Origin of the sequence: Pseudomonas sp. Ps21-P2, assembly GCF_039672565.1 — a bacterium.
Classification (GTDB): Bacteria; Pseudomonadota; Gammaproteobacteria; order Pseudomonadales; family Pseudomonadaceae; genus Aquipseudomonas.
Genome location: NZ_JBDFPL010000010.1, coordinates 27,757 through 52,150, shown reverse-complemented (window position 1 = coordinate 52,150; position 24,394 = coordinate 27,757). Strand labels below are relative to the sequence as shown.

At 59.9% G+C, this 24,394-nt stretch carries 21 protein-coding genes; 7 read left to right on the top strand and 14 right to left on the bottom strand.

From position 1 onward, the window contains the following. Positions 1-8: 8 nt before the first annotated feature. Together ABEH28_RS23195 and ABEH28_RS23190 are read left to right on the top strand one after the other, a co-directional pair. Entirely contained in the window at positions 9-533 is a 525-nt protein-coding gene (locus ABEH28_RS23195) for a DUF3299 domain-containing protein (protein WP_346631166.1), read from the top strand. Between the two features lie 112 nt (positions 534-645). Next, the gene (locus ABEH28_RS23190) at positions 646-1,332 is read left to right on the top strand and encodes an OmpW family outer membrane protein (RefSeq protein ID WP_346631165.1); all 687 of its coding nucleotides are present in this window, start codon (positions 646-648) and stop codon (positions 1,330-1,332) included. An 82-nt stretch (positions 1,333-1,414) separates the two neighbouring features. Here ABEH28_RS23190 and ABEH28_RS23185 read toward each other — a convergent pair whose 3' ends face one another. Together ABEH28_RS23185 and ABEH28_RS23180 are read right to left on the bottom strand one after the other, a co-directional pair. Continuing rightward, entirely contained in the window at positions 1,415-2,344 is a 930-nt protein-coding gene (locus tag ABEH28_RS23185; RefSeq protein WP_346631164.1) for an NAD-dependent epimerase/dehydratase family protein, read from the bottom strand. After that, entirely contained in the window at positions 2,337-3,221 is an 885-nt protein-coding gene (locus ABEH28_RS23180; protein ID WP_122536834.1) for a sugar nucleotide-binding protein, read from the bottom strand. Before ABEH28_RS23180 ends, ABEH28_RS23185 begins: the two co-directional genes overlap by 8 nt. Before the next feature lie 203 nt (positions 3,222-3,424). On the opposite strand from ABEH28_RS23180, the gene ABEH28_RS23175 reads away from it, so the two are divergent. Continuing rightward, positions 3,425-7,690 (top strand): DEAD/DEAH box helicase, encoded by a 4,266-nt coding sequence (locus ABEH28_RS23175; protein WP_346631163.1) that lies wholly within the window; start codon positions 3,425-3,427, stop codon positions 7,688-7,690. Between the two features lie 51 nt (positions 7,691-7,741). On the opposite strand, the gene ABEH28_RS23170 is transcribed toward ABEH28_RS23175, so the two are convergent. Beyond that, a complete protein-coding gene (locus ABEH28_RS23170; RefSeq protein ID WP_346631162.1) occupies positions 7,742-9,895 on the bottom strand; it encodes a mechanosensitive ion channel family protein in 2,154 nt (717 codons plus the stop codon). A 219-nt stretch (positions 9,896-10,114) separates the two neighbouring features. Between ABEH28_RS23170 and ABEH28_RS23165 the strand changes: the two genes are divergently transcribed. From ABEH28_RS23165 to ABEH28_RS23155, 3 genes are read left to right on the top strand one after another with little or no spacing between them, the layout of a single operon-like run. After that, positions 10,115-12,469, top strand: coding sequence for an FdhF/YdeP family oxidoreductase (locus ABEH28_RS23165; RefSeq protein ID WP_346631161.1), 2,355 nt, complete (start codon positions 10,115-10,117; stop codon positions 12,467-12,469). Between the two features lie 57 nt (positions 12,470-12,526). Further along, entirely contained in the window at positions 12,527-13,105 is a 579-nt protein-coding gene (locus ABEH28_RS23160) for a TetR family transcriptional regulator (RefSeq protein ID WP_346631160.1), read from the top strand. Between the two features lie 49 nt (positions 13,106-13,154). After that, complete coding sequence (locus ABEH28_RS23155) at positions 13,155-13,634, top strand: DUF1348 family protein (protein ID WP_282370165.1); 480 nt, start codon at positions 13,155-13,157, stop codon at positions 13,632-13,634. Positions 13,635-13,725: 91 nt separating this feature from the next. Here the strand turns inward: ABEH28_RS23155 and ABEH28_RS23150 are convergent, their stop codons facing one another. Further along, positions 13,726-14,265, bottom strand: a complete 540-nt coding sequence (locus ABEH28_RS23150) for a single-stranded DNA-binding protein (protein WP_346627611.1) — start codon at positions 14,263-14,265, stop codon at positions 13,726-13,728. Positions 14,266-14,274: 9 nt separating this feature from the next. Continuing rightward, positions 14,275-15,669, bottom strand: a complete 1,395-nt coding sequence (locus ABEH28_RS23145) for an MFS transporter (protein ID WP_346627610.1) — start codon at positions 15,667-15,669, stop codon at positions 14,275-14,277. A gap of 189 nt (positions 15,670-15,858) precedes the next feature. Here ABEH28_RS23145 and uvrA point away from each other — a divergent pair, with 189 nt between their 5' ends. Further along, the gene (gene uvrA / locus ABEH28_RS23140) at positions 15,859-18,693 is read left to right on the top strand and encodes an excinuclease ABC subunit UvrA (RefSeq protein ID WP_192174977.1); all 2,835 of its coding nucleotides are present in this window, start codon (positions 15,859-15,861) and stop codon (positions 18,691-18,693) included. A gap of 72 nt (positions 18,694-18,765) precedes the next feature. Here uvrA and bfr read toward each other — a convergent pair whose 3' ends face one another. From bfr to rplO, 9 genes are all read right to left on the bottom strand, one after another. Next, positions 18,766-19,230, bottom strand: a complete 465-nt coding sequence (bfr, locus tag ABEH28_RS23135; protein ID WP_122623962.1) for a bacterioferritin — start codon at positions 19,228-19,230, stop codon at positions 18,766-18,768. A 252-nt stretch (positions 19,231-19,482) separates the two neighbouring features. Continuing rightward, positions 19,483-19,869, bottom strand: a complete 387-nt coding sequence (gene rplQ, locus ABEH28_RS23130; protein ID WP_074891753.1) for a 50S ribosomal protein L17 — start codon at positions 19,867-19,869, stop codon at positions 19,483-19,485. A 42-nt stretch (positions 19,870-19,911) separates the two neighbouring features. Next, positions 19,912-20,913: a DNA-directed RNA polymerase subunit alpha gene (rpoA, locus tag ABEH28_RS23125; RefSeq protein ID WP_007970428.1), complete on the bottom strand. Its 1,002-nt coding sequence runs from the start codon at positions 20,911-20,913 to the stop codon at positions 19,912-19,914. A 22-nt stretch (positions 20,914-20,935) separates the two neighbouring features. Beyond that, positions 20,936-21,556, bottom strand: a complete 621-nt coding sequence (gene rpsD / locus ABEH28_RS23120; protein WP_037017742.1) for a 30S ribosomal protein S4 — start codon at positions 21,554-21,556, stop codon at positions 20,936-20,938. An 18-nt stretch (positions 21,557-21,574) separates the two neighbouring features. Beyond that, positions 21,575-21,964, bottom strand: coding sequence for a 30S ribosomal protein S11 (gene rpsK, locus ABEH28_RS23115; RefSeq protein ID WP_002555466.1), 390 nt, complete (start codon positions 21,962-21,964; stop codon positions 21,575-21,577). A 30-nt stretch (positions 21,965-21,994) separates the two neighbouring features. Then, positions 21,995-22,351: a 30S ribosomal protein S13 gene (gene rpsM, locus ABEH28_RS23110; RefSeq protein ID WP_037017739.1), complete on the bottom strand. Its 357-nt coding sequence runs from the start codon at positions 22,349-22,351 to the stop codon at positions 21,995-21,997. Between the two features lie 131 nt (positions 22,352-22,482). Continuing rightward, entirely contained in the window at positions 22,483-22,599 is a 117-nt protein-coding gene (gene rpmJ / locus ABEH28_RS23105; protein WP_002555468.1) for a 50S ribosomal protein L36, read from the bottom strand. A gap of 28 nt (positions 22,600-22,627) precedes the next feature. After that, positions 22,628-23,959 (bottom strand): preprotein translocase subunit SecY, encoded by a 1,332-nt coding sequence (gene secY, locus ABEH28_RS23100; RefSeq protein ID WP_065988454.1) that lies wholly within the window; start codon positions 23,957-23,959, stop codon positions 22,628-22,630. Continuing rightward, entirely contained in the window at positions 23,960-24,391 is a 432-nt protein-coding gene (gene rplO / locus ABEH28_RS23095) for a 50S ribosomal protein L15 (RefSeq protein WP_037017733.1), read from the bottom strand. Positions 24,392-24,394 lie beyond the last annotated feature (3 nt).

Here is a 24,394-nt window from a genome sequence, read left to right as displayed (position 1 = left end):
TCTTTGTGATGCGGATGGGCTGGCTGCTGTTGTTGATGATTGTCGCTACACCGTTGTGGGCCCAGGACCTGCGCGTGCTGACGTGGCAGGAAATGATCCCGCCCGACGCGCCACCGGTGAAGCTGATCACCGCGCCGATCCATAACCTGTCGAGCATGGCAGACACCCTGTCCGTCGAGTCCGCGCCGGCCGCCCATCAACTGGCGCCCCATGCACCGGTGGTCAAGTCGCTGGACGGCGAGCGAGTGCGTCTGCCGGGTTACATCGTGCCACTGGAAGTCAGCGAGGAAGGCCGGGTGACGGAGTTTCTGTTGGTCCCGTATTTCGGCGCCTGCATTCATGTGCCTCCACCGCCGCCGAATCAGATCGTCCACGTGACCAGCGAACTGGGCGTCAAGGTGGACGAGCTGTACCAGCCCTACTGGATCGAAGGCCCGATGCAGGTCAAATCCTCGACCACCGAACTGGCCGACGCGGGTTACCAGATGGAAGCGGACAAGATTCTGGTGTACGAAATGCCAGATGAGCAGTGAGGGTCGTTAGCAGGCACACCCTAATTGCACTTTCATTGAGCCAGGTCAAAAACCGCGAACCAGACGCTTCGTAACATACGGCATCTCTTTTTTATGCCCTTACGGAGCCCCCATGCACAAGTCCCTGCTCAGCGTGCCCCTGCTCGCGCTTGCACTCGGTGTCCCTCTCGCCGCTCACGCCCACCAGGCCGGTGACTTCATCATTCGCGCCGGTGCTGCCACGACGGCGCCCAACGAAGAAAGCGGAAACCTGAAGCTGGACGGCACCAAAGTCCCGGGTACCAAAGCGACGCTGGACAGCGACACCCAACTGGGGCTGGCGTTCGCCTACATGCTCACCGATCACGTGGGCCTTGAGTTGCTGGCCGCAACGCCCTTCCAGCACACCGTCGCGGTTAAAGGAATGGGCCCGGGTCTGGATGGCAAGCTGGCGGACGTGAAACAGCTGCCGCCTACCCTGTCGCTGCAGTACTACCCGATGGACGCGACGTCGAAGTTCCAGCCCTATGCTGGTGTCGGCGTGAACTACACCTGGTTCTACGACGAAAACCTGAGCAGCGAACGCAAAGGCCAGGGCATGAACAACCTTCACATCAAGAATTCGTGGGGCTGGGCCGGTCAGATCGGCGCGGACTACATGCTGACGGACAAGATCATGCTCAACGCCGCCGTCTGGTACGTGGACATCGACACCCAAGCCACGCTGGACGGTCCGTCGGCGCTGGGCGTCGGCCGGACCAAAGTGAACGTGGACGTCGATCCGTGGGTGTACATGGTCGGGGTGGGTTACAAGTTCTAAGCGCTTGAAGTTCGAAGCGCTTGCGCCCGAACCAGCAGGCACAAAAAAGGCACCTCCTCGGTGCCTTTTTGCTGCGCGGGTTTCAGCGCCCCAGCAGCCGCGCCAGCCCGACTTTCAGCGGCGTCGGCTCGGGCACCTTAAAGCGCTCAAGCAGACGCTGATTGCTGGCACGTGAATGCTTGATGTCACCCGAGCGTGCGGGCAAGTAGCTCACCGGCGGCAGATCTCCCACCACCTCGGCAAGGGCGCCCAGCAGCTCGTTCAGCGAAGTCGTCGCGTTCAGCCCGACATTGACTGCGCCCTCTGCCACCGTCGGCATCTCGATGCCCTGCACCACAAGGTCCACCAGGTCCTCGACGTAGAAGAAGTCCCGGGTCTGCTCGCCGTCGCCGAAGACCGCAATCGGCAGACCGTTTACCGCCCGCTCTGCGAAAATGCTGATCACGCCGGAGTACGGCGAAGAAGGGTCCTGACGCGGGCCGAAGATGTTGAAGAAGCGGAAAATCACGGGCTCGAAACCGTGCTGGCGACGATAGAAATCGAAGTAGTGCTCACCGGCCAGTTTGTCCGACGCGTAGGGGGTCAGCGGCGATTTCGGCGTATCTTCGGTGATGGCCTCGCCTTCACCGTTGTTGCCGTAAACCGCAGCGCTGGAAGCAAACACAACGCGCTTGATGCCGGCCTGACGCATCGCTTCACAGACATTCAGCGTGCCGATGAAATTGCTCTGGTGCGTCTTCACCGGATCATCCACCGAGGCCTGCACCGACGCGACGGCAGCCAGATGCGCCACGGCCTGACAACCCACCGCCGCCCGGGCCACCAGCGCGGCATCGGCGACATCACCTTCGATCAACTCGAGACGGGGATTGTCCAGAGGCAGGTTGCTGCGTTTGCCGGTGGAAAGATCGTCAAGGATGCGTACGGCGTAGCCCTTGGCGAGCAGCGCGTCGGTCAGGTGCGAACCGATGAAACCGGCGCCGCCGGTGATGAGGACAGGAGCATCAGACATGGCGGTAATAGCGGTCCAGTAGGTTGGGCAAACCAGCACGCCAGGCGCGTGGCTTGATACCGAAAGTGTGGAGAATTTTCTTGCAGGCGAGCACGGCGTTCTGCGGCTCTTCGCTGGCGTCCGGGCGCGCGGCGTGGGCCTGGGCGGTCGGCGTTTCGATTGCCAGCGGGCGCAGCAGACGTGCTTCGGTCAATACGGCCTGACCGAACGCCAATGGCGTGGTCGCTTCGTGCCCGGCGTAGTGGTAAGTGCCCCACAGCGGCGCGGCGCAATCGAGCTGTTTGAGCACCGAAATGATGACCCTTGCGGCGTCATCGACCGGGGTCGGATTGCCACGACGGTCGTCCGCCAGCAGCAACTCACCGGGGGATTCGGCGCGGCTGAGAAAGCGCCCGAGCACGCCTTCGGCGCTGTCGTCGAGCAGCCAGCCGAACCGAAGCAGCACGTGCTGCGGGCAGGTGGCGCGCACGCTTTGCTCGATGCGCCACAAGGCCTGGCCACGGGAACCCAGCGGCACGGGCTCGTCTTTTTCGCTGTAAGCCGTCGCCCGCGAACCGTCGAACACGCGGTAGCTGGACGGTTGGACGAGGACGATATTGTGGTGCTGGCACAGTTCAGCGAGACGCTCGACGGAGCGTTCCTGATTGTCCAGCCTGTCAGCGCTCACCCGCTCCGCCTGAAACCAGTCGAAGTAGTAAGCGAGATTGATCAAGGCATCCGGGCGGGTGTCATCGAGCAGTTGCGTCAGGCTTGCCGCGTCCCAACCGTCTTGGGGTGGACGCGGCGCGAGGAAACCAATGTTCTCCTCGGCACCTAGACGAATCAACGCCTGCCCGAGGGCATTCCCGCCGCCCAACAGCATAAGGCGCATTCGCATAGAGTCAGCAGGCTCAGTCTTCAGGTCGATTAAAAATAGGTGAAAAACGTCCGCAAACATAACACGTCATCGGGCAAGTCCCAACAACGGCGGGCATGCGCGCGTGCGGCCGCCCCTGAAATCCTTCGCCGATCACTCGCCCTGCGTCTTCCACTGAATATCTGACCCTTGCATCTACCAGCCGGCGCCCGCATTAATTGCGCATGAACCTTCTCCAGACGCCCGACCCGGTGCTCGACGCCTTTCATCCGGCGGTCAGCGCGTGGTTTCGCTCCACGTTCCCGGCCATTACCGCGGCCCAGGCCCAGGCGTGGCCGCTGATCAAACGACGCGAGTCCACGTTGATTGCCGCGCCCACCGGCTCCGGGAAAACCCTGACGGCGTTTCTGGCAGTCATCGATGATCTGGTGCATCAAGGGCTGGAGCACGGCGGCGAGCTGCCGAATGAGACCTTCGTGGTCTACGTCTCGCCCCTGAAAGCGCTGTCCAACGACATCCAGATCAACCTGCAGAATCCGTTGGCGGGCATCACCGATCAATTGGTTCAGCAAGGCCTGCCCGGGCTGCGCATCACCACCGCCGTGCGCACCGGTGACACGCCGCAGAAAGAACGCTCCGCCATGCGTAAAACCGCGCCGAACATCTTGGTCACGACGCCGGAGTCGCTGTACGTGCTGCTGGGCTCCGACTCCGGTCGGCGCATGTTGTCGAGCACGCAGACCGTCATCGTCGATGAGATTCACGCGATCGCGGCCGGCAAGCGTGGCAGCCATCTCGCCCTGACGCTGGAGCGTTTGCAGGCGCTGTGTGCAAAACCGCTGCTGCGCATCGGGCTGTCGGCGACGCAAAAGCCCATCGAGCGGGTGTCACGCTTTCTGGTCGGCAGCGATCCGATCAGTCGCCCTTGCGCCATCGTTGACATCGGCCACGCGCGTCCTCGGGATCTGGCCATCGAAGTGCCGCCGGTTGCCTTGAGCGCCGTGATGTCCAGTGACGTCTGGCAACTGGTCTATGACCGGCTCGCGGTGCTGGCGCGCGAACACCGCACCACTCTCATCTTCGTCAACACCCGGCGGCTGGCTGAGCGCATGGCGCGGCATCTGAGTGAGCGACTGGGCAAAGAGGCGGTAGCGGCCCACCACGGCAGCATGGCAAAAGAGCAACGACTCGACGCCGAGCAGCGCCTCAAGCGCGGTGACCTGCAGGTGTTGATCGCCACGGCTTCGCTGGAGCTGGGGATTGATATCGGTGACGTCGATCTGGTTTGCCAGATCAGTTCGCCCCGATCCATCGCTTCCTTCTTGCAGCGGGTCGGTCGTTCCGGGCACCACGTAGGCGGGACGCCCAAGGGACGGCTGTTTGCTGTTTCCCGGGATGATCTGATCGAGTGCGCGGCGCTGCTGGATTGCGTGCGTCGCGGCGAGCTCGACACACTGGTCATTCCCGAGGCGCCGCTGGATGTGCTGGCGCAGCAGATCATTGCCGAGGTCAGCTGTCAGGAATGGCAGGAGCAGGACCTGCTGGCGCTGTTCCGCAAGGCCTCGCCCTACGCCGAAGTCGACGAAACCCATTATCAGGCGCTGCTCAGCATGCTCGCCGAGGGTTACAGCGGGCGTCAGGGCGTGCGCGCGGCGTACCTGCATCGCGACGCGGTAACCCGCACGTTGCGTGGTCGGCGCGGCAGCAAACTCACGGCGGTCACCAGTGGCGGCACGATTCCGGACAACGCCGATTACAGCGTGGTCCTCGAACCCCAGGCGCTCAACATCGGCACCGTCAACGAAGACTTCGCCGTGGAAAGCGCGACGGGTGACATCTTCCAGCTGGGCAACACGTCCTACCGCATTCTGCGGATCGAGTCCGGCCGCGTGCGGGTTGAGGACGCCCACGGCATGCCGCCAAACATTCCGTTCTGGATGGGCGAGGCCCCGGGGCGCAGCGATGAATTGTGTTTTGCCGTCGCACGCTTGCAGGCCGACATCGACCAGCAGCTCAGCGCCCATCCCGGCAACCTTCTGGCCTGCACGGACTGGCTGATGAAAAGCCTGGGCCTGGATCTCGCGAGCGCCGAGCAGATCATTGAATACCTCGCCCGCGCGCACTCGGCCCTGGGTGCGCTGCCGTCACAGGACACGCTGGTCATTGAGCGCTTTTTCGATCAGTCCGGCGGCACACAGCTGGTGATTCATTCCCCGTTTGGCAGCCGGGTCAATCGCGCGTGGGGCCTGGCGCTGCGCAAGCGCTTCTGCCGCACCTTCAACTTCGAGCTGCAAGCCGCCGCCAGCGAGGACGCCATCGTGCTGTCGCTGTCCACGGCGCACAGTTTTGCGCTCGATGAAGTCTGGCGTTATCTCAACTCCGCCACTGCCGAGCATTTACTGATTCAGGCAGTACTCGATGCGCCGCTGTTCGGCGTGCGCTGGCGCTGGAACGCCGGTGTCGCATTGGCCCTGCCGCGTTACACCGGCGGGCGAAAAGTGGCGCCGCAGCTGCAGCGGATCAAGAGCGATGACCTGATCGCCACGGTGTTTCCGGACCAAATCGCCTGCCTGGAAAATCTGGTGGGCGAGCGGGAGGTGCCGGAGCATCCGCTGATCGAGCAGACCCTGGACGATTGCCTGCACGAAGCCATGGACGCCGAAGGCTGGCTCAAACTGCTGCGGCGTATGGAAAACGGCGAAGTGCGTCTGGTCAGTCGCGATCTGCCCGCGCCCTCTCCGCTCGCAGCGGAAATTCTCAACGCCAAGCCGTATGCGTTTCTCGACAACGCGCCGCTGGAAGAACGTCGCACCCAGGCGGTGCTGAATCGGCGCTGGAGCGATCCGGAATCCACCGATGATCTCGGCGCGCTGGATGTCGATGCGATCAAAGCGGTGGCCGATGAAGCCTGGCCGCAGCCGCAAAGCGTGGATGAGATGCACGAGGCGCTGATGACCCTGGGCTGCATCACCGGCGTTGAGGCCCGCGAGCACGGCGACTGGATGAAATGGCTGGAAAGTTTGGCCCGCTCAGGCCGGGGCACGCGCTTGCAGGTCACCCCGGAGCAGGCGTTGTGGATTCCGCTGGAGCGGCTGACCTGTTTGCAGGCGATCTATCCCGCCGCCGAAATGCACCCGCCCTTGGCGGCATTGGCCGGGTTCGATGAAACGTGGAGCGAGGACGAAGCGCGCGTAGAAATCGTGCGGGCGCGGCTTGGCGGTTTCGGCCCGCTGACGGTTCCCGCCATTGCCGAGCCGTTGGCGCTGACGCACAGCGAAGTCGCACAGGCGCTGGCCCAGCTGGAGAACGAAGGTTATGTGCTGCGCGGCCAGTTCAACCCTGACGCCCGCGAGGAACAATGGTGCGAGCGGCATCTGCTGTCGCGTATCCACCGGTATACGGTCAAACGCCTGCGCCGGGAAATCGAGCCGGTGTCGCTGCAGGACTTCACCCGCTTCCTGTTCGACTGGCAGCATCTGTCCGCCACGACCCAGAGTCAGGGCAAAGCCGCCTTGCCGGAAGTCGTCGCGCAACTGGAGGGTTTTTCGTCGGCGGCAGGCGCCTGGGACAGTGATCTGCTTCCAGCCCGCTTGAAGGACTATTCATCGATCTGGCTGGATGACCTGTGTCGGTCCGGCAAGGTGGTGTGGATGCGCCTGACCAGCCGCAACAAGGTCGGCAGCGCTGCGTTGCGCAGTACGCCGATTGTGCTGCTGCCGCGACCGCAGGTTCGCCTGTGGACCGGGCTGACCGAACAGCCGGCGCCGATCGAGTTATCACTGCGCGCGCAGAAGGTCCATGAAGTGTTGTCGAGCCAGGGCGCGATGTTTTTCGATGAGCTGACCTCCGAAGCTCACTTGCTGCGGGCTGAACTGGAAACGGCGCTGCAGGAATTGGTCGGCGCAGGGCTGGTCAATGCCGACAGCTTCGCCGGGCTGCGCGCGCTGATCACCCCGGCGAGCAAACGCAGCAGCCACACCAGCCGACGCAATCGCGGCGCCTTCATTGGCGGCATGGACGATGCCGGGCGCTGGGCGTTGTTGCGTCGCGCGCCGGCGAAGGAAGAAGGCGTGTCGCAACGGATCGACAGCGACACACTGGAGCATGTCGCCATGACCTTGCTGCGTCGATACGGCGTGGTGTTCTGGCGCCTGTTGGAGCGCGAGGCGGACTGGCTGCCGACGTGGCGCGAGTTGCTGCGCACGTTCCATCGGCTTGAAGCTCGCGGAGAGATTCGCGGCGGGCGCTTCGTTGCCGGCCTGGCCGGTGAGCAATTCGCGCTGCCCGAAGCCATCCCGTTGTTGCGCGAAGTCCGCAACCGCCCGCTGGACGGCAGCTTGATTGCCGTCAGCGGGGTCGACCCGCTCAACCTCGCCGGGACGCTGCTGCCCGGCGCGAAAGTCCCGGCGATTGTCGGCAACAAGCTGGTTTACCGCGACGGCATTCCCATCGCCGCCATCATCGCCGGCAAGCCCCAGTACTGGGGCTAGGTGGATGAGGCGCTGATGTTGCAGGTGCGTGATCGGCTGTTCCGGTAGATCTCAAGCCGGGCTTTCGGACCCGTCCTTGTTCACCACCGATGTCTTGCCGGGCAGCGCTTGTTGCTCTGCACCTTCTTCCCCCTCAGGTGCCTGACGATTGTGCGGGCTCATTACCAGTTGTGGATAAGTTTGCGCGAAGCGCACATCAGCTGACTTATCCACAAGCCGCTTGAGCCGGTCGTTGAATGCACGGCTCACCGCGTACTGCCCACCCGAAGAGGTGCGGAACTGCGCCGTGATGACAATGCCGTTCATGTCCATGCGGTCCAGCCCGAACACCTCCAGCGGCCCCTGCAGTTTGCTCGCCAGCAGCAAATCGTCGCTGATCGACTGGCCCGCTTCACGAATCAGCGAGGTCGCCGCGTCAACGTCCGTGTCGTAAGTGAACTGGAACGAGAAGAACGCATAAGCGAACTGCCGGGACTGGTTGGTGACGGCCTTGATCTGTCCGAACGGCACCGAATGCACGAAGCCCTTGCCGTCGCGCAGACGCAGGGTGCGGATGGTCAGGCTCTCGACTGTGCCGGCGTGGCCTGAATCCAGCACCACCCAGTCGCCGATGGAGATGGTGTCCTCGATGATGATGAACAGTCCGGTAATGACGTCCTGCACCAACTGCTGCGAACCGAAACCGATCGCCAGACCGACTACCCCGGCACCGGCCAGCAGTGGCGCGACGTTGATGCCCAGGTTCGCCATCGTCGTGATGGTGCAGATCACCACCAGGATGATCTTCATCGCGTTGCGCAACAGCGGCAGGATGGTCTTCACCCGCGTGCTCGGCTGACGCGCGGAACGTCCATTGGCCGGAGGCTTCAGGGCTTCCTGAATGGCTGTATCCATCACCACCCACAGCAGCCAGGTCACCAGCAGAATCAGACCGATGCTGCTCAGCGAATCGCTGATCACTTTGCCCAGCGCATTGCGTTGGGCGAATTCAAACAGCGAGAAACCCCAGATCCGGCCCAGCAACTCGATGAAGCCAATCGCCAGCGCAATACGCATGACTGCGTGCAACAGGCTCAGCAAACGCTCCTTGTAAACACTGTCGGTCCGCGCCTCGGTGGGCTTGAACACGTGCTGGAATAAGGTGCTGAGAAACACCGCGCCGATCAACAGGACCGTCGTCAGCAACGCGCAACGCAAGGCTTCCTGGCTGCCTTCGCCGGCGCCGATCAGATTCACCGCCGAGACCAGAATCATCAGCAGGATCGGCAAGTGCCACAGGCTGGAGAAAATCTTCAGCGTCTGTTGCACCGCGGGCCGCGCCAGCCGGGCGCCGAGGGAACGATTGCGGATCAGATGGGCGATCGGCCGACGCATGCGGATGACGACCATGCCAAACATGACCGACGCCATCAGCCCGGTGAACGCGGCGATGCTGGTGGTCACGTTACCGCCGAACAGCCGGGCAATCTGCGGACTGGTCAGCGCGTCGCTCAACGCCGCGAGAAAGCCGATGATGAACAACGGGTGCGGCGCGTAGTGACGAATGATGCGCACCGCCGGCCGTTTGTGGCCCGAATTGAACAGCACGATCAGCGACAACAGCACGGATGTGGAGAAAATCCCGCTGCTGGTCGAGTACGCCAGACACAGCGCCAGCGCGCGCCCCACCGAGGTCGGCATGAAGTGACTGACGTAGAGCGTCAGCGGCAGGCAGATCAGCGCCGGCACCATGTAAGGCAACACATAGCCCAGCACACCGACCACGCGATCGCGGCGAATCAGGAACCGATGCCGTGATAACCGAGTGACCAGAAACGCGCCGATTCGGTTGAGCAGCAGGAACGCGCCCGCCCACACCAGGGACAGCATCACGAAATCGCCGGCAATCCGCCACGCTGAGCGCGACTGCGGCTTGTTGACCAGCGCGTCGATCTCGTCAGCGGCTCGGTCGGCGCGCAGGCGCCAGGAGTCGAGCAAGTGGCCATCCACATCGAGCTTGTCTTGCACGCTGTCGATGCTGGAACTGATGGCGCCGAGCAATCCGCCTTTGACCAGAATCTCCGCTTTGGTAGGATCCTCTGGCGCCGGGTCGGCAGGTGCGGCAGCGGGAGTAGTGGCAGCGGCGGGGGCGTCGGCGGCTTGAACATTGACGCTGAAAACGCTTAACAGCAGGCACAGCAACAGAAAGGGTTTGAAATTCGGCAAAACGCGAGTCACTCCTTCGGTCAGGGAACCGTGGAAAAATCGGCCCTCTGGAACTGATCGAATTTCATCCAGCAAGTTCGTTTCCAAGGCGCAATCGTCATGTTGGCCGTTGACGGTCTGCCCGCCAGCAAATGTAACGAACCTTTACCGAGCCGCTTCGTCGTAGCCTAAACGAGGGCGACTGTCTCCAGTGCGCCCGCTCCGCCGAGGATCAACTCCATGTCGCTCATCCATCCCAAAGCTCATTTCCGTCCCTACACGTCTGCCGCCGGCGGCTGGGGCTCGGCAAAGTCGGTGATGGAGATCCTCTGGCGCGAGCAGGCGCCGATTCGAGCAGGCCTGCCGCTGATCAAGCAAAACAAGCCGGGCGGATTCGCCTGCGTCAGCTGCGCGTGGGCCAAGCCCGGCAAACCCCACAGCCTCGAGTTTTGCGAAAACGGCGCGAAGGCCACGGCCTGGGAGCTGACGTCGCGCAAGACCGACCCGGCCTTTTTCGCCGGTCACACGCTCACCGAACTGCGCCGGTGGCCCGATTACGACCTTGAGCAACAGGGCCGCCTCACGCACCCCATGCGGTACAACGCTGCGACCGATCGCTACCAGGAAACCACGTGGGAGGAAGCCTACCGTGACATTGGCGCGCAACTGAAAAGCATGACGCCCGAGAGCGTGGTTTTTTATGCATCGGGCCGGGCCTCGCTGGAAACATCGTTCATGTACCAGCTCATCGCCCGCGCCTACGGCAACAACAATTTGCCCGACAGCTCGAACATGTGCCACGAGAGCACCTCGGTCGGCTTGCAGGAAAGTATCGGCGTGCCTGTAGGAACGGTGACGCTGGATGACTTCGAGCACACCGACTGCATTCTGTTTTTCGGCCAGAACGTGGGCAGCAACAGCCCGCGGATGCTGCATCAACTGCGTGAAGCCCGGCAGCGTGACGTGCCGATCATCACGTTCAACCCGATCCGCGAGCGCGGCCTCGAGCGCTTCGTCAATCCGCAGTCCCCGGTGGAAATGCTCGGGCCGAAGTCGACGGTCATCAGCACCCAATACCATCAGTTGGCAATCGGTGGCGACACGGCGGTTGTGCTAGGCATCGCCAAGTCGCTGTTTGAGATGGACGAGGCGGCGCTGGCAAAGGGTCAGCCTGCGATCATCGATCAGGCGTTTATCGCCCAGCACACTGAAGGGTTCGCCGAGTTCTGCAACTGCGTGCTCGAAACACCGTGGGAAACCATCGAGCGTCAGGCAGGACTCAGCCGTAGCGCGCTGGAGGCAGTGGCGACGGTGTACGCCAGACACGAGCGCGTGATGCTGGTTTACGGCATGGGCATCACCCAACACCGGCGCGGGGTGACCAACGTGCAAATGTTGGTGAATTTGCTCCTGCTGCGCGGCAACATCGGCAAGCGCGGCGCCGGGATTTGCCCGGTGCGGGGTCACTCCAATGTGCAGGGGCAGCGCACGGTTGGCATTACCGAAGACCCGAAAAAAATTCCTGTGGATAAGATTGAGGCGCTGTATGGCTTCTCGGTCCCGTCGAAAAAAGGCTTGAACACCGTTGAGACCTGCGAAGGACTGCTGGACGGGAGCGTGCGCGGATTCATCGGGCTCGGCGGGAATTTTCTGCGGGCGATCCCGGACACGTCCCGCATGGAGCCGGCCTGGAACACGTTGGACCTGAACGTCCAGATCGCGACCAAGCTGAACCGCACACATCTGGTTCCGGGGAAAAACGCGTGGATCCTGCCCTGCCTCGGGCGCATCGAAAAGGATGTGCAAAATGGCGTCGAGCAGGTCTATACCACTGAAGACAGTACGGGCTGCGTGCGGGCCTGGCAGGGTAATAGCGAACCGGCCAGCGCCCATCTCCGCGCCGAAATCGCCATCCTCGCGGGCATCGCCGAGGCAACGTTACCTGGAACCACTCAAATCGACTGGGACGCCTGGCGCCGCGATTACGCGCTGATTCGTCAGGGCATCGCTCAGGTCTACCCCGAGATTTTCCACGACATGGAAACCCGCATGTGGGAAACCGGCGGTTTTCATCGCCCCATTGCCGCAGCGAAGCGTGAATGGAAAACCGAGAGCGGTCGCGCAATGTTCATTACGCCCGAGCTGCTTGAAGAAGACGATGACGTGTACCCGAACCATACTCGCCGCGACGTGCTGCAACTGATGACGCTGCGCAGCAACGACCAGTTCAACACCACGATCTACGGCTACGAAGATCGCTTCCGTGGCGTCAGCGGCACCCGCGCGGTCATCTTCATGAACCGTAATGATGTCCTGCGAATGGGCTTCAAACCGGGAGACTGGGTCAACGTCACCACCGCCATCGAGCCGCAGGTCACGCGTGCGGTAGGGCCTCTACAGATCATCGCTTACGACATCCCCGAAAACTGCTGCGCAGCGTACTACCCCGAGTGCAACCCACTCGTTCCGTTGTGGCACCACGCTGAACGCAGCAAGGTGCCTGCGGCCAAATCTATCCCCGTTACGCTGGCCAAGGCCTCACCCAGCGCAGCCGATTTGAAACGTGCGCTGCCGGACTCCGATCAGGTGCGTTGAGCCTGTTTTTGAATGAGTGGCTTGACGCAGGAGAACGTACGTTCTACCTTCTGCGTCATGAATACATCAACGAACCTCACTCGCGAGAAAATCCTCGCGACTGCCGAGCAGCTCATTTACCAAAACGGCATCCAGGCCACCGGCATGGACCTTCTGGTAAAGACGTCGGGCGTCGCGAGGAAAAGCATCTATCGCTATTTCGCCACTAAAGACGATGTGGCCGCCGCTGCACTCAACGCCCGTGACGTGCGCTGGATAGACTGGTTCCGGACTGAATCAAACAAGGCCGACACCCCTGAAGCGCGCATCCTGAATATGTTTGACGTGCTCAAAGGCTGGTTCGAGTCCGAAAGCTTTCGCGGCTGCGCGTTCATCAATACCGCAGGCGAAGTGGGCGACCCGCAAAACCCCATCCGTCTGATCGCCAAACTGCACAAACAGAAGCTGCTTGATTACGCGCTGGAGCTCTGCGAACAGCTTGGGATTTCCGATCCGCGCGCTCTTGCCAAACAGCTGCTCATCCTCATGGAAGGCGCGATCACCGTCGCCCGCGTCATGGGTGACTACAGTGCTGCTGAAAACGCCAAGGCGGTTGCGCAACTGATGCTGGAGCAGCGTTTGCGTTCCAGTTCCTAGCCTTAAACGTCCCACCCACCACCGAATCATCACCGCCTGGAGGTCCACCATGTCGTCCAATGCCCAGACTCGTCCGCCACTTCCCCCTTTCACCCGCGAATCCGCCATCGAGAAGGTTCGCCTGGCTGAGGATGGCTGGAACAGCCGGGACGCTGAAAAGGTTTCGCTGGCCTACACACTCGACACCAAGTGGCGCAACCGCGCCGATTTCGCCGAGAACCGTGAAGAGGCGAAAAATTTCCTGATCCGCAAGTGGAACAAGGAGCTCGACTACCGCCTGATCAAAGAACTCTGGGCGTTCACCGATAACCGCATCGCGGTGCGTTACGCGTACGAATGGCACGACGACTCAGGCAATTGGTTCCGCTCGTATGGCAACGAGAATTGGGAATTCAATGAAGACGGCTTGATGGCGCGGCGATTCGCTTGCATCAATGACATGCCGATCAAAGAAGCGGATCGCAAGTTTCACTGGCCGCTGGGCCGTCGTCCTGACGATCATCCCGGGTTGTCCGATCTGGGTTTGTAATCCTCGAACGCGACCCAAAACAAAGCCCCCGACAGCTGAGCTGTGCGGGGGCTTTTGTTTGCAGCGTTACTGCGTTTGGGTAACGCGCTGCTTAGAACGGGATGTCGTCATCGAAGCTGTCGAAATCCGGTGCCGGCTGCGGCGCCTGTTGCGGCGCGGGACGCGACTCGCGCTGTGGCTGAGGAGCGGACTGCTGCGGGCGGGCCTGCTGCTGCGGACGCGGCGCGGCGTTCTGGGAGTTCTGATAACCGCCACCACCCTGGCCCTGAGGAGCACCGTCGCCCTGAGGACGGCCACCGAGCAACTGCATGGTGCCTTGCATGTCGACGACGATTTCAGTCGTGTAACGCTTGATGCCGTCTTTCTCCCACTCGCGGGTCTGCAGCTTGCCTTCGATGTAAACCTGCGAACCCTTGCGCAGGTACTCGCCGGCGATTTCGGCGACTTTGCCGAACATCGATACGCGGTGCCATTCGGTCTTCTCGACCTTCTGACCGGTTTGCTTGTCGGTCCACTGTTCGCTTGTCGCCAGACTCAGGTTGGTCACGGCATTACCGTTAGGCATGTAGCGGACTTCGGGATCCTGGCCGCATGTGCCGACCAATATGACTTTGTTTACCCCACGGGCCATAACGTTCTCCTAGGCTTCACACGTTTCCGACGCTGGATTGACCACTTCGTCGAAAGACGCCCGATCCAACAGTTCTTTGTCAAATTTGATATAGATGGCAGCCTCGTCGGCCACCACTACTGCATCTGTTACTCCACGTACGGCCAACACGCGATCGGCAAGGCCTGTGTCGCGTTGAGCCTCGGGCGACAACGGCAAGCGAAGGCTGGTTACGTAGGGAGGTTCACGCATGGTAACAGCAAACGTTAGCCAGAGGGCGGCCAGCCCGGCGCCTCCCAGGAACACCACATCCAGTCCGCCGTGCTGGAAAAGCCACCCACCGAGGATGCCCCCCGCTGCCGAACCCAGGAACTGACTGGTGGAATAAATCCCCATCGCCGTGCCCTTCCCGCCCGCCGGAGACACTTTGCTGATCAGCGACGGCAGCGACGCTTCGAGCAAATTGAATGCGGTGAAAAAAACCACGGTGCCGATGACCAGTGCTCGCAGCGTGTCGCCGAACTCCCAGAAGAATAGCTCAGTGAGCATCAGCACCAGTACGGCGCCGAGTAACACGCGCTTCATCTGACGCTTCTTCTCGCCGTAGATGATGAAAGGGATCATTGCGAAGAACGAAATCAGCAGTGCGGTCAGATACACCCACCAGTGCTGCTCTTTGGGCAGGCCGGCTTTCTCGACGAGCGCCAGCGGCAATGCCACGAAACTGGACATCAGCATGGCGTGCAACGCGAAGATACCCAGGTCCAGACGCAACAGGTCAGGATGACGAAGCGTCGCGCCCAATGCCTGTCGCGCCAGACCGGACTCCCGGTGCTGCAGGGTTACCGTGGACTTGGGCACGACGAAGGCGACGATTGCCACGCCCACCAGCGCCATCGCGCCGGTCGCCAGAAACAGGCCGGACAATCCGAAAGCACTGGTCAGAATGGGGCCGACCACCATCGCAACGGCGAAGGACACACCAATAGTCATGCCGATCATCGCCATGGCTTTGGTGCGATGCTGCTCGCGGGTCAGATCGGACAGCAACGCCATGACCGCAGCGGAGATAGCGCCCGCGCCTTGCAGAACCCGACCGGCGATCACGCCCCAGATCGAGGTCGACTGAGCGGCCAGCACGCTGCCGAGCGCAAACACGATCAGTCCCAGATAAATGACGGGACGACGGCCGATGCGATCAGAAATAATGCCAAACGGAATCTGCAGCACCGCTTGTGTCAGGCCGTAAGCGCCGATCGCCAGACCGATGAGTGCCGGGCTGGCGCCCGCAAGGTCCATCCCGTAAGTGGCGAGGACGGGCAGCACCATGAACATGCCAAGCATACGGAAGGCGAACACCAGCGCCAGACCGCCCGCGGCGCGGGTTTCGCTGCCGCTCATGCGCTCGCTGTGAGAATCGTGCATGAAGGAACCTCGTATGAACCGGCGGCGATTCTACCAGTCCCATCGTTTAGAGCACATACGACGGTTTGCCGCGCATCGCAGGAATTTTCTTTTTTCCAGGTGAGGCGGCGCGATCCTCAATAGTGTGTATCCATCCAGTATTTCCCCGTATACTTCCACGTTTTACACGCCCGCCGTGCGAGGCCAGCTTTGGACAAGATCTTGATTCGTGGGGCTCGAACCCACAACCTGAAGAACATCGACCTGACCCTTCCACGCGACAAGCTGATCGTCATCACCGGATTGTCCGGCTCGGGAAAATCGTCCCTTGCGTTCGATACGCTCTACGCCGAGGGCCAGCGCCGCTACGTCGAGTCGCTGTCCGCCTACGCGCGTCAGTTCCTGTCGATGATGGAGAAGCCGGACGTCGACACGATCGAAGGCCTGTCGCCGGCCATTTCCATCGAGCAGAAGTCCACGTCCCATAACCCGCGCTCGACCGTGGGCACCATCACCGAGATCTACGACTACCTGCGTCTGCTGTATGCGCGTGTGGGGCAGCCGCGTTGCCCGGATCACGACATTCCTCTGGAGGCGCAAACCGTCAGCCAGATGGTCGACCTGGTCCTGGCCCAGCCGGAAGGCGCCAAACTGATGCTGCTTGCCCCCGTGGTACGGGAGCGCAAAGGCGAGCATTTGGCCGTCTTCGAAGAGCTTCGCGCTCAGGGTTTCGTCCGCGCTCGGGTGAACGGTCGGCTGTGCGAGCTGGACGAACTTCCCAAGCTCGATAAACAGAAGAAGCACTCGATCGATGTCGTCGTTGACCGCTTCAAGGTGCGCTCGGACTTGCAACAGCGCTTGGCTGAGTCCTTCGAGACCGCGCTGAAGCTGGCCGACGGCATCGCGCTGGTTGCGCCGATGGACGACGAGCCCGGCGAAGAGATCATTTTCTCCGCGCGATTCGCTTGCCCAATCTGTGGCCATGCGATCAGCGAGCTTGAGCCAAAGCTGTTTTCGTTCAACAACCCCGCCGGCGCATGCCCAACCTGCGACGGGCTGGGCGTGAAACAGTTTTTCGACACCAAGCGCCTTGTCAATGGCGAGCTCACGCTGGCGGAAGGCGCGATTCGTGGCTGGGACCGGCGAAACGTCTATTACTTCCAGATGCTCGGCTCGTTGGCGAAGCATTACGGCTTCAGCCTGGAGGTGCCGTTCAAGGAACTGCCGGCCGATTTGCAGAAGGTCCTGCTGGGCGGCAGCGGTAAGGACAGCGTTGATTTCCGCTACCTGAACGACCGCGGCGACATCGTCAAACGTGCGCACCCGTTCGAAGGCATTGTCCCGAATCTTGAGCGCCGGTACCGGGAAACCGAATCGACAACGGTTCGCGAGGAGCTGGCGAAGTTTCTCAGTACCCAACCCTGCCCCGAATGTCGTGGCACGCGGTTGCGCCGAGAGGCCCGTCATGTGTGGGTTGGCGAGAAGACACTTCCCGCCGTCACCAACATGCCGATTGGCGACGCAACCAATTATTTTGGTGAGCTGAAGCTCACGGGGCGACGCGGCGAAATCGCTGACAAAATTCTCAAGGAAATTCGCGAGCGCCTGCAGTTCCTCGTTAACGTCGGGCTGGACTACCTGACACTGGATCGAAGCGCCGATACGCTTTCCGGGGGCGAGGCGCAGCGGATTCGTCTGGCCAGCCAGATCGGTGCAGGCCTGGTCGGCGTGATGTACATCCTCGATGAGCCTTCAATCGGCTTGCACCAGCGCGATAACGATCGGCTGCTGGACACGTTGCGGCACCTGCGAGACATCGGCAACACGGTGATTGTGGTGGAGCACGACGAGGACGCCATCCGACTGGCCGACTACGTGGTCGACATCGGGCCGGGCGCAGGCGTGCATGGCGGCAAGATTGTCGCGGAGGGCACACCACAGGAGGTGATGGATCATCCGGACTCGCTGACCGGTAAATACCTGTCGGGCCGGGTGAAGATCGCGGTCCCTGCCAAGCGGACGCCTCGCAATAAAAAGCTCTCGCTCAAACTCAAAGGCGCGCGTGGCAATAACCTGCGCAACGTCGATCTGGAAATTCCAATCGGCTTGCTGACCTGCGTGACCGGTGTATCGGGATCGGGCAAATCTACGCTGATCAACAACACGCTGTTCCCTCTCAGCGCTACTGCGCTCAATGGCGCAACGACGCTTGAGGCTTCGGCACACGACAGCATTGATGGCCTGCAGCATCTGGATAAAGTCGTTGATATTGACCAGAGCCCAATCGGGCGTACCCCACGGTCAAATCCTGCGACCTATACCGGGCTGTTCACGCCAATCCGTGAGCTATTCGCCGGCGTGCCCGAGTCAAGGTCTCGTGGCTACGGCCCTGGCCGATTCTCTTTCAACGTCAAGGGTGGTCGCTGCGAAGCGTGCCAGGGCGACGGCTTGATCAAGGTTGAGATGCATTTTCTGCCTGACATCTACGTTCCTTGCGATGTGTGCAAGAGCAAGCGATACAACCGTGAGACGCTTGAGGTTAAGTACAAGGGCAAAAACGTCCACGAGGTCCTGGAAATGACGATCGAGGAGGCGCGGACATTTTTCGACGCCGTGCCTGCCCTTGCCCGGAAGCTGCAGACGCTGATGGATGTGGGGCTGTCCTATATCAAACTTGGCCAGTCAGCGACCACGCTTTCTGGTGGTGAAGCGCAGCGGGTGAAGCTGTCGCGCGAGCTGTCCAAGCGTGACACCGGCAAGACCCTGTACATCCTCGACGAGCCCACCACCGGCCTGCACTTCGCGGATATTCAGCAATTGCTGGATGTATTGCATCGACTTCGCGACCACGGCAACACGGTTGTTGTGATCGAGCACAACCTGGATGTGATCAAGACCGCCGACTGGCTGGTCGACCTGGGCCCTGAAGGGGGTTCGAAAGGCGGGCAGATCATCGCGACCGGTACGCCAGAGCAGGTGGCGGACATGAAACAGTCCTACACCGGCCACTATCTGAAGCCGCTTCTGGAGCGCGATCGCGCCTGATTGCATGGCCTTAACAAAAAGCCCTTGTCGCAATATGCGGCAAGGGCTTTTTTTTAGCGGCGGTCTGAGTAATCAGAACTGCGACTGAAGATAGTTTTCGAGTCCGATGGACTTGATCAGGCCTAATTGCTTCTCAAGCCAGTAGGTATGGTCTTCTTCGGTGTCGGCGAGTTGAATGCGGAGGATGTCGCGGCTGACGTAGTCTCTGTGCTGCTCACAGAGCGCAATACCTTTGCACAGTGCGGCTCGCACCTTGTATTCCAGGCGAAGATCGCTGGCGAGCATCTCCGGTACCGTAGTGCCCACATCCAGATCGTCAGGACGCATACGCGGAGTGCCTTCGAGCATCAGAATCCGGCGCATCAACGCATCTGCGTGTTGAGCCTCTTCTTCCATCTCGTGATTGATACGTTCGTACAGCTTGCTAAAACCCCAATCTTCGTACATCCGCGAGTGAACGAAATACTGGTCGCGCGCAGCCAGTTCGCCAGTCAACAGCGTGTTGAGGTAATCAATTACATCCGGGTGGCCTTGCATCGCCGTCCATCTCCACGTGAAAGGCGTTAGTTTGAACCAACCAGACTGGTTGGTCACCCTGCGGCATAGCAAATAAACATAGAAATCCGGCGAAATTCGGACATTTGGTACCGAAAAGACGGGTAAATGAGGAGGGTTCCGTTTATCACTTAGAATCACCCCGAATTGCGCTGAGCCTAGCGCTCCGGGAGGCTTTGGTGCGGACAACAAAAAACCGGGCGCTAGGCCCGGTTCTTTGTATTGACTGATGTCTTATTCAGCGGCTTCTACAGAGCCACCGACAGGACGATCAACCAGTTCGACGTACGCCATAGGCGCGTTGTCGCCAGCGCGGAAGCCGCACTTGAGGATGCGCAGGTAGCCACCCTCACGAGTTGCATAACGCTTGCCCAAATCGTTAAACAGTTTGCCGACCATTTCTTTCGAACGGGTACGGTCAAATGCCAGACGACGGTTAGCAACGCTGTCAATCTTGGCCAAGGTGATCAGCGGCTCAGCAACGCGACGCAGTTCTTTGGCTTTCGGCAGGGTAGTTTTGATCAGCTCGTGCTCGAACAGCGACACCGCCATGTTTTGGAACATGGCCTTACGGTGAGAGCTGGTACGGCTCAGGTGACGTCCACTTTTACGATGACGCATGGTTCATTCCTTACCAAACAGTACGTTCGGTGATTACGACGATCAGGCAGTCGCCTTGTCGTCCTTCTTAAGACTTGCAGGCGGCCAGTTGTCGAGGCGCATGCCGAGGGAGAGACCACGAGAAGCCAGAACGTCCTTGATCTCGGTCAAGGATTTCTTGCCCAGGTTCGGAGTCTTCAACAGTTCTACTTCGGTGCGCTGAATCAGGTCGCCGATGTAGTAAATGTTCTCCGCCTTAAGGCAGTTGGCCGAACGTACGGTCAGTTCCAAATCGTCAACCGGACGAAGCAGGATCGGATCGATCTCGTCTTCCTGTTCGACTACAACGGGTTCGCTATCACCTTTGAGGTCGACGAACGCAGCCAACTGCTGTTGCAGAATGGTTGCTGCACGACGGATAGCCTCTTCAGGATCCAGAGTACCGTTGGTTTCCAGATCGATAACCAGCTTGTCCAGGTTGGTACGTTGCTCGACACGGGCGTTTTCCACCACGTATGCAATGCGACGAACCGGGCTGAACGAAGAGTCGAGCTGCAAGCGACCAATGCTGCGGCTTTCGTCTTCATCGCTCTGACGCGAGTCTGCTGGTTCATAACCGCGACCACGAGCTACAACGAGCTTCATGTTCAGGGCGCCGTTAGACGCCAGGTTAGCGATTACGTGATCGGGGTTAACGATCTCGACATCATGATCCAGCTGAATATCGGCAGCGGTAACCACCCCCGAACCCTTCTTCGACAAGGTCAGCGTAACTTCGTCTCGACCGTGCAGCTTGATAGCCAGACCTTTCAGGTTCAACAGGATTTCAATGACATCTTCCTGTACACCTTCGATTGCGCTGTACTCATGGAGTACACCATCAATCTCGGCCTCGACTACTGCACAGCCGGGCATGGAGGACAACAGGATGCGGCGCAGCGCGTTGCCCAGGGTATGGCCGAAACCACGCTCGAGAGGCTCGAGAGTGATTTTGGCGCGGGTCGGACTGACAACCTGCACATCAATGTGGCGGGGTGTCAGGAACTCATTTACCGAAATCTGCATGGATGCACCTATTTTCTAGCCCTTACTTGGAGTAGAGCTCGACAATCAGGCTTTCGTTGATGTCGGCGGACAGATCACTGCGAGCTGGGACGCTTTTGAAGACGCCAGACTTTTTCTCAGTGTCTACTTCTACCCATTCTACGCGGCCACGTTGGGCACACAGATCGAGAGCCTGGACAATACGCAGCTGGTTTTTCGCTTTTTCGCGAATTGCCACTACGTCACCAGCACGGACCTGGTAGGACGGAACGTTAACGGTTTTGCCGTTTACGCTGACCGACTTGTGCGATACCAGCTGACGCGATTCGGCACGAGTCGAACCAAAGCCCATGCGGTATACAACGTTGTCCAGACGGCATTCGAGCAGTTGCAGCAGGTTCTCACCAGTTGCGCCTTTCTTGCCGGCAGCTTCTTTGTAGTAACCGCTGAACTGACGCTCGAGAACGCCATAAATACGACGGACTTTCTGCTTTTCACGCAGTTGGGTGCCGTAGTCGGACTGGCGACCGCGGCGTTGGCCGTGGATACCAGGTGCTGCTTCGATGTTGCACTTCGATTCGATCGCGCGCACGCCGCTCTTCAGAAAGAGATCGGTGCCTTCGCGACGAGCGAGTTTGCATTTTGGACCAATGTAACGAGCCATTCTTTACAATCTCCTGGATTACACGCGGCGCTTCTTCGGCGGACGGCACCCGTTGTGCGGGATTGGCGTCACGTCGGTGATGCTGGCGATCTTGTAGCCGCAGCCGTTCAAAGCACGGACAGCAGATTCACGACCTGGACCTGGACCTTTGACGTTGACGTCGAGGTTTTTCAGGCCGTATTCCAGCGCAGCTTGACCAGCACGTTCGGCAGCTACTTGAGCAGCAAACGGCGTGGACTTGCGGGAACCGCGGAAACCCGAACCACCGGAGGTTGCCCAGGACAGAGCGTTACCTTGACGGTCGGTGATGGTCACGATTGTGTTGTTAAAAGATGCATGGATGTGGGCGATGCCATCAACCACTGTCTTTTTAACTTTTTTACGAGGACGAGCAGCAGGTTTTGCCATGATTTAATTCCTGTCGATTCGCTGGGGCGATTACTTGCGGATCGGCTTACGCGGACCTTTACGGGTACGCGCGTTAGTCTTGGTACGCTGACCGCGTACTGGAAGACCACGACGATGACGCAGACCGCGATAGCAACCGAGGTCCATCAAGCGCTTGATTTTCATGTTGATTTCGCGACGCAGATCACCTTCAGTGGTGAACTTCGCGACTTCGCCACGCAGCTGTTCAATCTGCTCGTCGCTCAGATCTTTGATCTTTACCGCCGGGTTAACCCCGGTAGTAGCACAGATTTTGTGTGCAGTTGTGCGACCAACACCATAGATGTAGGTCAGCGAGATAACAGTATGCTTGTTATCTGGAATGTTAACGCCTGCAATACGGGCCATTCAGTGGGACTCCAATTGACAGCTACCTACGCCCCGGAAGCCAAGAAATAGGGCGCGAGATAATATCGCTGTAATAACAAATAATCAACCCAGCAGCGCACTAGCTGCTGGGCTTTTAGCACAGATCACATTTAGCCTTGGCGCTGCTTGTGACGTGGTTCCGCGCTGCAAATTACTCGAACAACACCTTCGCGGCGAATAATCTTGCAGTTGCGGCACAGCTTTTTCACCGATGCACGAACTTTCATCACCAACTCCTCGAACCTTATGGGTGCTTCAGCGCAGCATGCCGCTGCCGTAGCCCTTCAGGTTGGCTTTCTTCATCAGGGATTCATACTGGTGCGAAACGAGGTGCGATTGCACTTGGGACATGAAGTCCATCACAACCACGACCACGATCAGCAACGAGGTCCCGCCAAGGTAAAACGGCACGTTTGCAGCGACCACGAGAAACTGTGGAAGCAAGCACACGGCCATCATATAGAGAGCACCGAACATGGTCAGACGAGTCAGAACGCCATCAATATAGCGCGCAGACTGCTCACCAGGACGAATGCCCGGAATAAAGGCACCGGACTTCTTCAGGTTTTCCGCTACGTCTTTCGGATTGAACATCAACGCCGTATAGAAGAAGCAGAAGAAAATAATCCCTGCACTAAACAGCAGAATATTCAACGGCTGACCAGGTGCGATCGACTGCGAGATGTCCTGCAACCAGCCCATACCTTCAGACTGACCGAACCAGGCACCCAGCGAAGCCGGAAACAGCAAGATGCTGCTAGCGAAGATGGCAGGAATAACGCCCGCCATGTTCACTTTCAACGGCAAGTGGCTCGTCTGCGCAGCGAAGACCTTGCGGCCCTGCTGACGTTTGGCGTAGTGAACAGCAATACGACGCTGACCACGCTCGATGAACACCACGAAACCGATGATCGCTACTGCCAGCAAACCGATGGCGACCAAGGCGAAGATATTGATATCACCCTGACGTGCAGACTCGAAAGACTGCCCGATCGCTCTCGGAAGACCGGCGACGATACCCGAAAAAATCAACATCGAGATACCGTTGCCAACACCTCGCTCAGTGATCTGCTCGCCCAGCCACATCATGAACAGCGCACCAGCAACAAAGGTGGTGACTGCAACGAAGTGGAAGCCGATATCTGCTGAGAACGCAACGCCCTGACCGGCCAAACCAATGGACATGCCAATAGCTTGAACCAGAGCCAGGACGACGGTGCCATAGCGGGTGTACTGGCTGATCTTACGACGACCAGCCTCACCTTCCTTCTTCAACTGCTCCAGCTGCGGGCTGACCGCGGTCATGAGCTGCATGATGATCGATGCCGAGATATACGGCATGATCCCCAGTGCAAAAATGCTCATGCGCTCCAGCGCACCACCTGAAAACATGTTGAACAAGCTAAGAATGGTCCCCTCATTCTGTCGAAACAGGTCCGCCAGACGGTCAGGGTTGATACCCGGAACTGGGATATGCGCACCGATCCGATAGACGATAATCGCCAGGAACAGGAAACGCAGACGAGCCCAGAGTTCGGACAACCCGCCGCTTTTGCCTAGCGCTGAGAGAGCACCTTGCTTAGCCATTTATTCCTCGAACTTGCCGCCAGCTGCTTCGATAGCCGCACGCGCACCTTTGGTGGCTGCGATACCTTTGAGGGTGACTGCGCGAGTAACCTCACCGGACAGCATGATTTTCACACGCTGTACGTTTTGGTTGATCACGTTGGCATCCTTCAGGGACTGCACAGTGACGACGCCTTCTACTTTAGCCAGCTCGGAGGTGCGAACTTCAGCACGATCCATAGCTTTCAAAGAGACGAAGCCGAACTTGGGCAGACGACGATGCAACGGCTGTTGGCCGCCTTCGAAGCCCGGAGCAATGGTGCCACCGGAGCGGGAGGTCTGACCTTTGTGGCCACGGCCACCGGTCTTGCCCAAACCACTACCGATACCACGGCCCGGACGATGCTTTTCGCGACGGGAACCCGGCGCTGGACTCAGATCATTGAGTTTCATCGA

Coding starts and splice junctions, on each gene's coding strand:
- ABEH28_RS23195 (WP_346631166.1), top strand. CDS start 9: ATGCGGATGGGCTGGCTGCTGTTGTTGATGATTGTCGCTACACCGTTG.
- ABEH28_RS23190 (WP_346631165.1), top strand. CDS start 646: ATGCACAAGTCCCTGCTCAGCGTGCCCCTGCTCGCGCTTGCACTCGGT.
- ABEH28_RS23185 (WP_346631164.1), bottom strand. CDS start 2,344: ATGTCTGATGCTCCTGTCCTCATCACCGGCGGCGCCGGTTTCATCGGT.
- ABEH28_RS23180 (WP_122536834.1), bottom strand. CDS start 3,221: ATGCGAATGCGCCTTATGCTGTTGGGCGGCGGGAATGCCCTCGGGCAG.
- ABEH28_RS23175 (WP_346631163.1), top strand. CDS start 3,425: ATGAACCTTCTCCAGACGCCCGACCCGGTGCTCGACGCCTTTCATCCG.
- ABEH28_RS23165 (WP_346631161.1), top strand. CDS start 10,115: ATGTCGCTCATCCATCCCAAAGCTCATTTCCGTCCCTACACGTCTGCC.
- ABEH28_RS23160 (WP_346631160.1), top strand. CDS start 12,527: ATGAATACATCAACGAACCTCACTCGCGAGAAAATCCTCGCGACTGCC.
- ABEH28_RS23155 (WP_282370165.1), top strand. CDS start 13,155: ATGTCGTCCAATGCCCAGACTCGTCCGCCACTTCCCCCTTTCACCCGC.
- ABEH28_RS23150 (WP_346627611.1), bottom strand. CDS start 14,265: ATGGCCCGTGGGGTAAACAAAGTCATATTGGTCGGCACATGCGGCCAG.
- ABEH28_RS23145 (WP_346627610.1), bottom strand. CDS start 15,669: ATGCACGATTCTCACAGCGAGCGCATGAGCGGCAGCGAAACCCGCGCC.
- bfr (WP_122623962.1), bottom strand. CDS start 19,230: ATGCAAGGCCACCCGGATGTAATTGATTACCTCAACACGCTGTTGACT.
- rplQ (WP_074891753.1), bottom strand. CDS start 19,869: ATGCGTCATCGTAAAAGTGGACGTCACCTGAGCCGTACCAGCTCTCAC.
- rpoA (WP_007970428.1), bottom strand. CDS start 20,913: ATGCAGATTTCGGTAAATGAGTTCCTGACACCCCGCCACATTGATGTG.
- rpsD (WP_037017742.1), bottom strand. CDS start 21,556: ATGGCTCGTTACATTGGTCCAAAATGCAAACTCGCTCGTCGCGAAGGC.
- rpsK (WP_002555466.1), bottom strand. CDS start 21,964: ATGGCAAAACCTGCTGCTCGTCCTCGTAAAAAAGTTAAAAAGACAGTG.
- rpsM (WP_037017739.1), bottom strand. CDS start 22,351: ATGGCCCGTATTGCAGGCGTTAACATTCCAGATAACAAGCATACTGTT.
- rpmJ (WP_002555468.1), bottom strand. CDS start 22,599: ATGAAAGTTCGTGCATCGGTGAAAAAGCTGTGCCGCAACTGCAAGATT.
- secY (WP_065988454.1), bottom strand. CDS start 23,959: ATGGCTAAGCAAGGTGCTCTCTCAGCGCTAGGCAAAAGCGGCGGGTTG.
- rplO (WP_037017733.1), bottom strand. CDS start 24,391: ATGAAACTCAATGATCTGAGTCCAGCGCCGGGTTCCCGTCGCGAAAAG.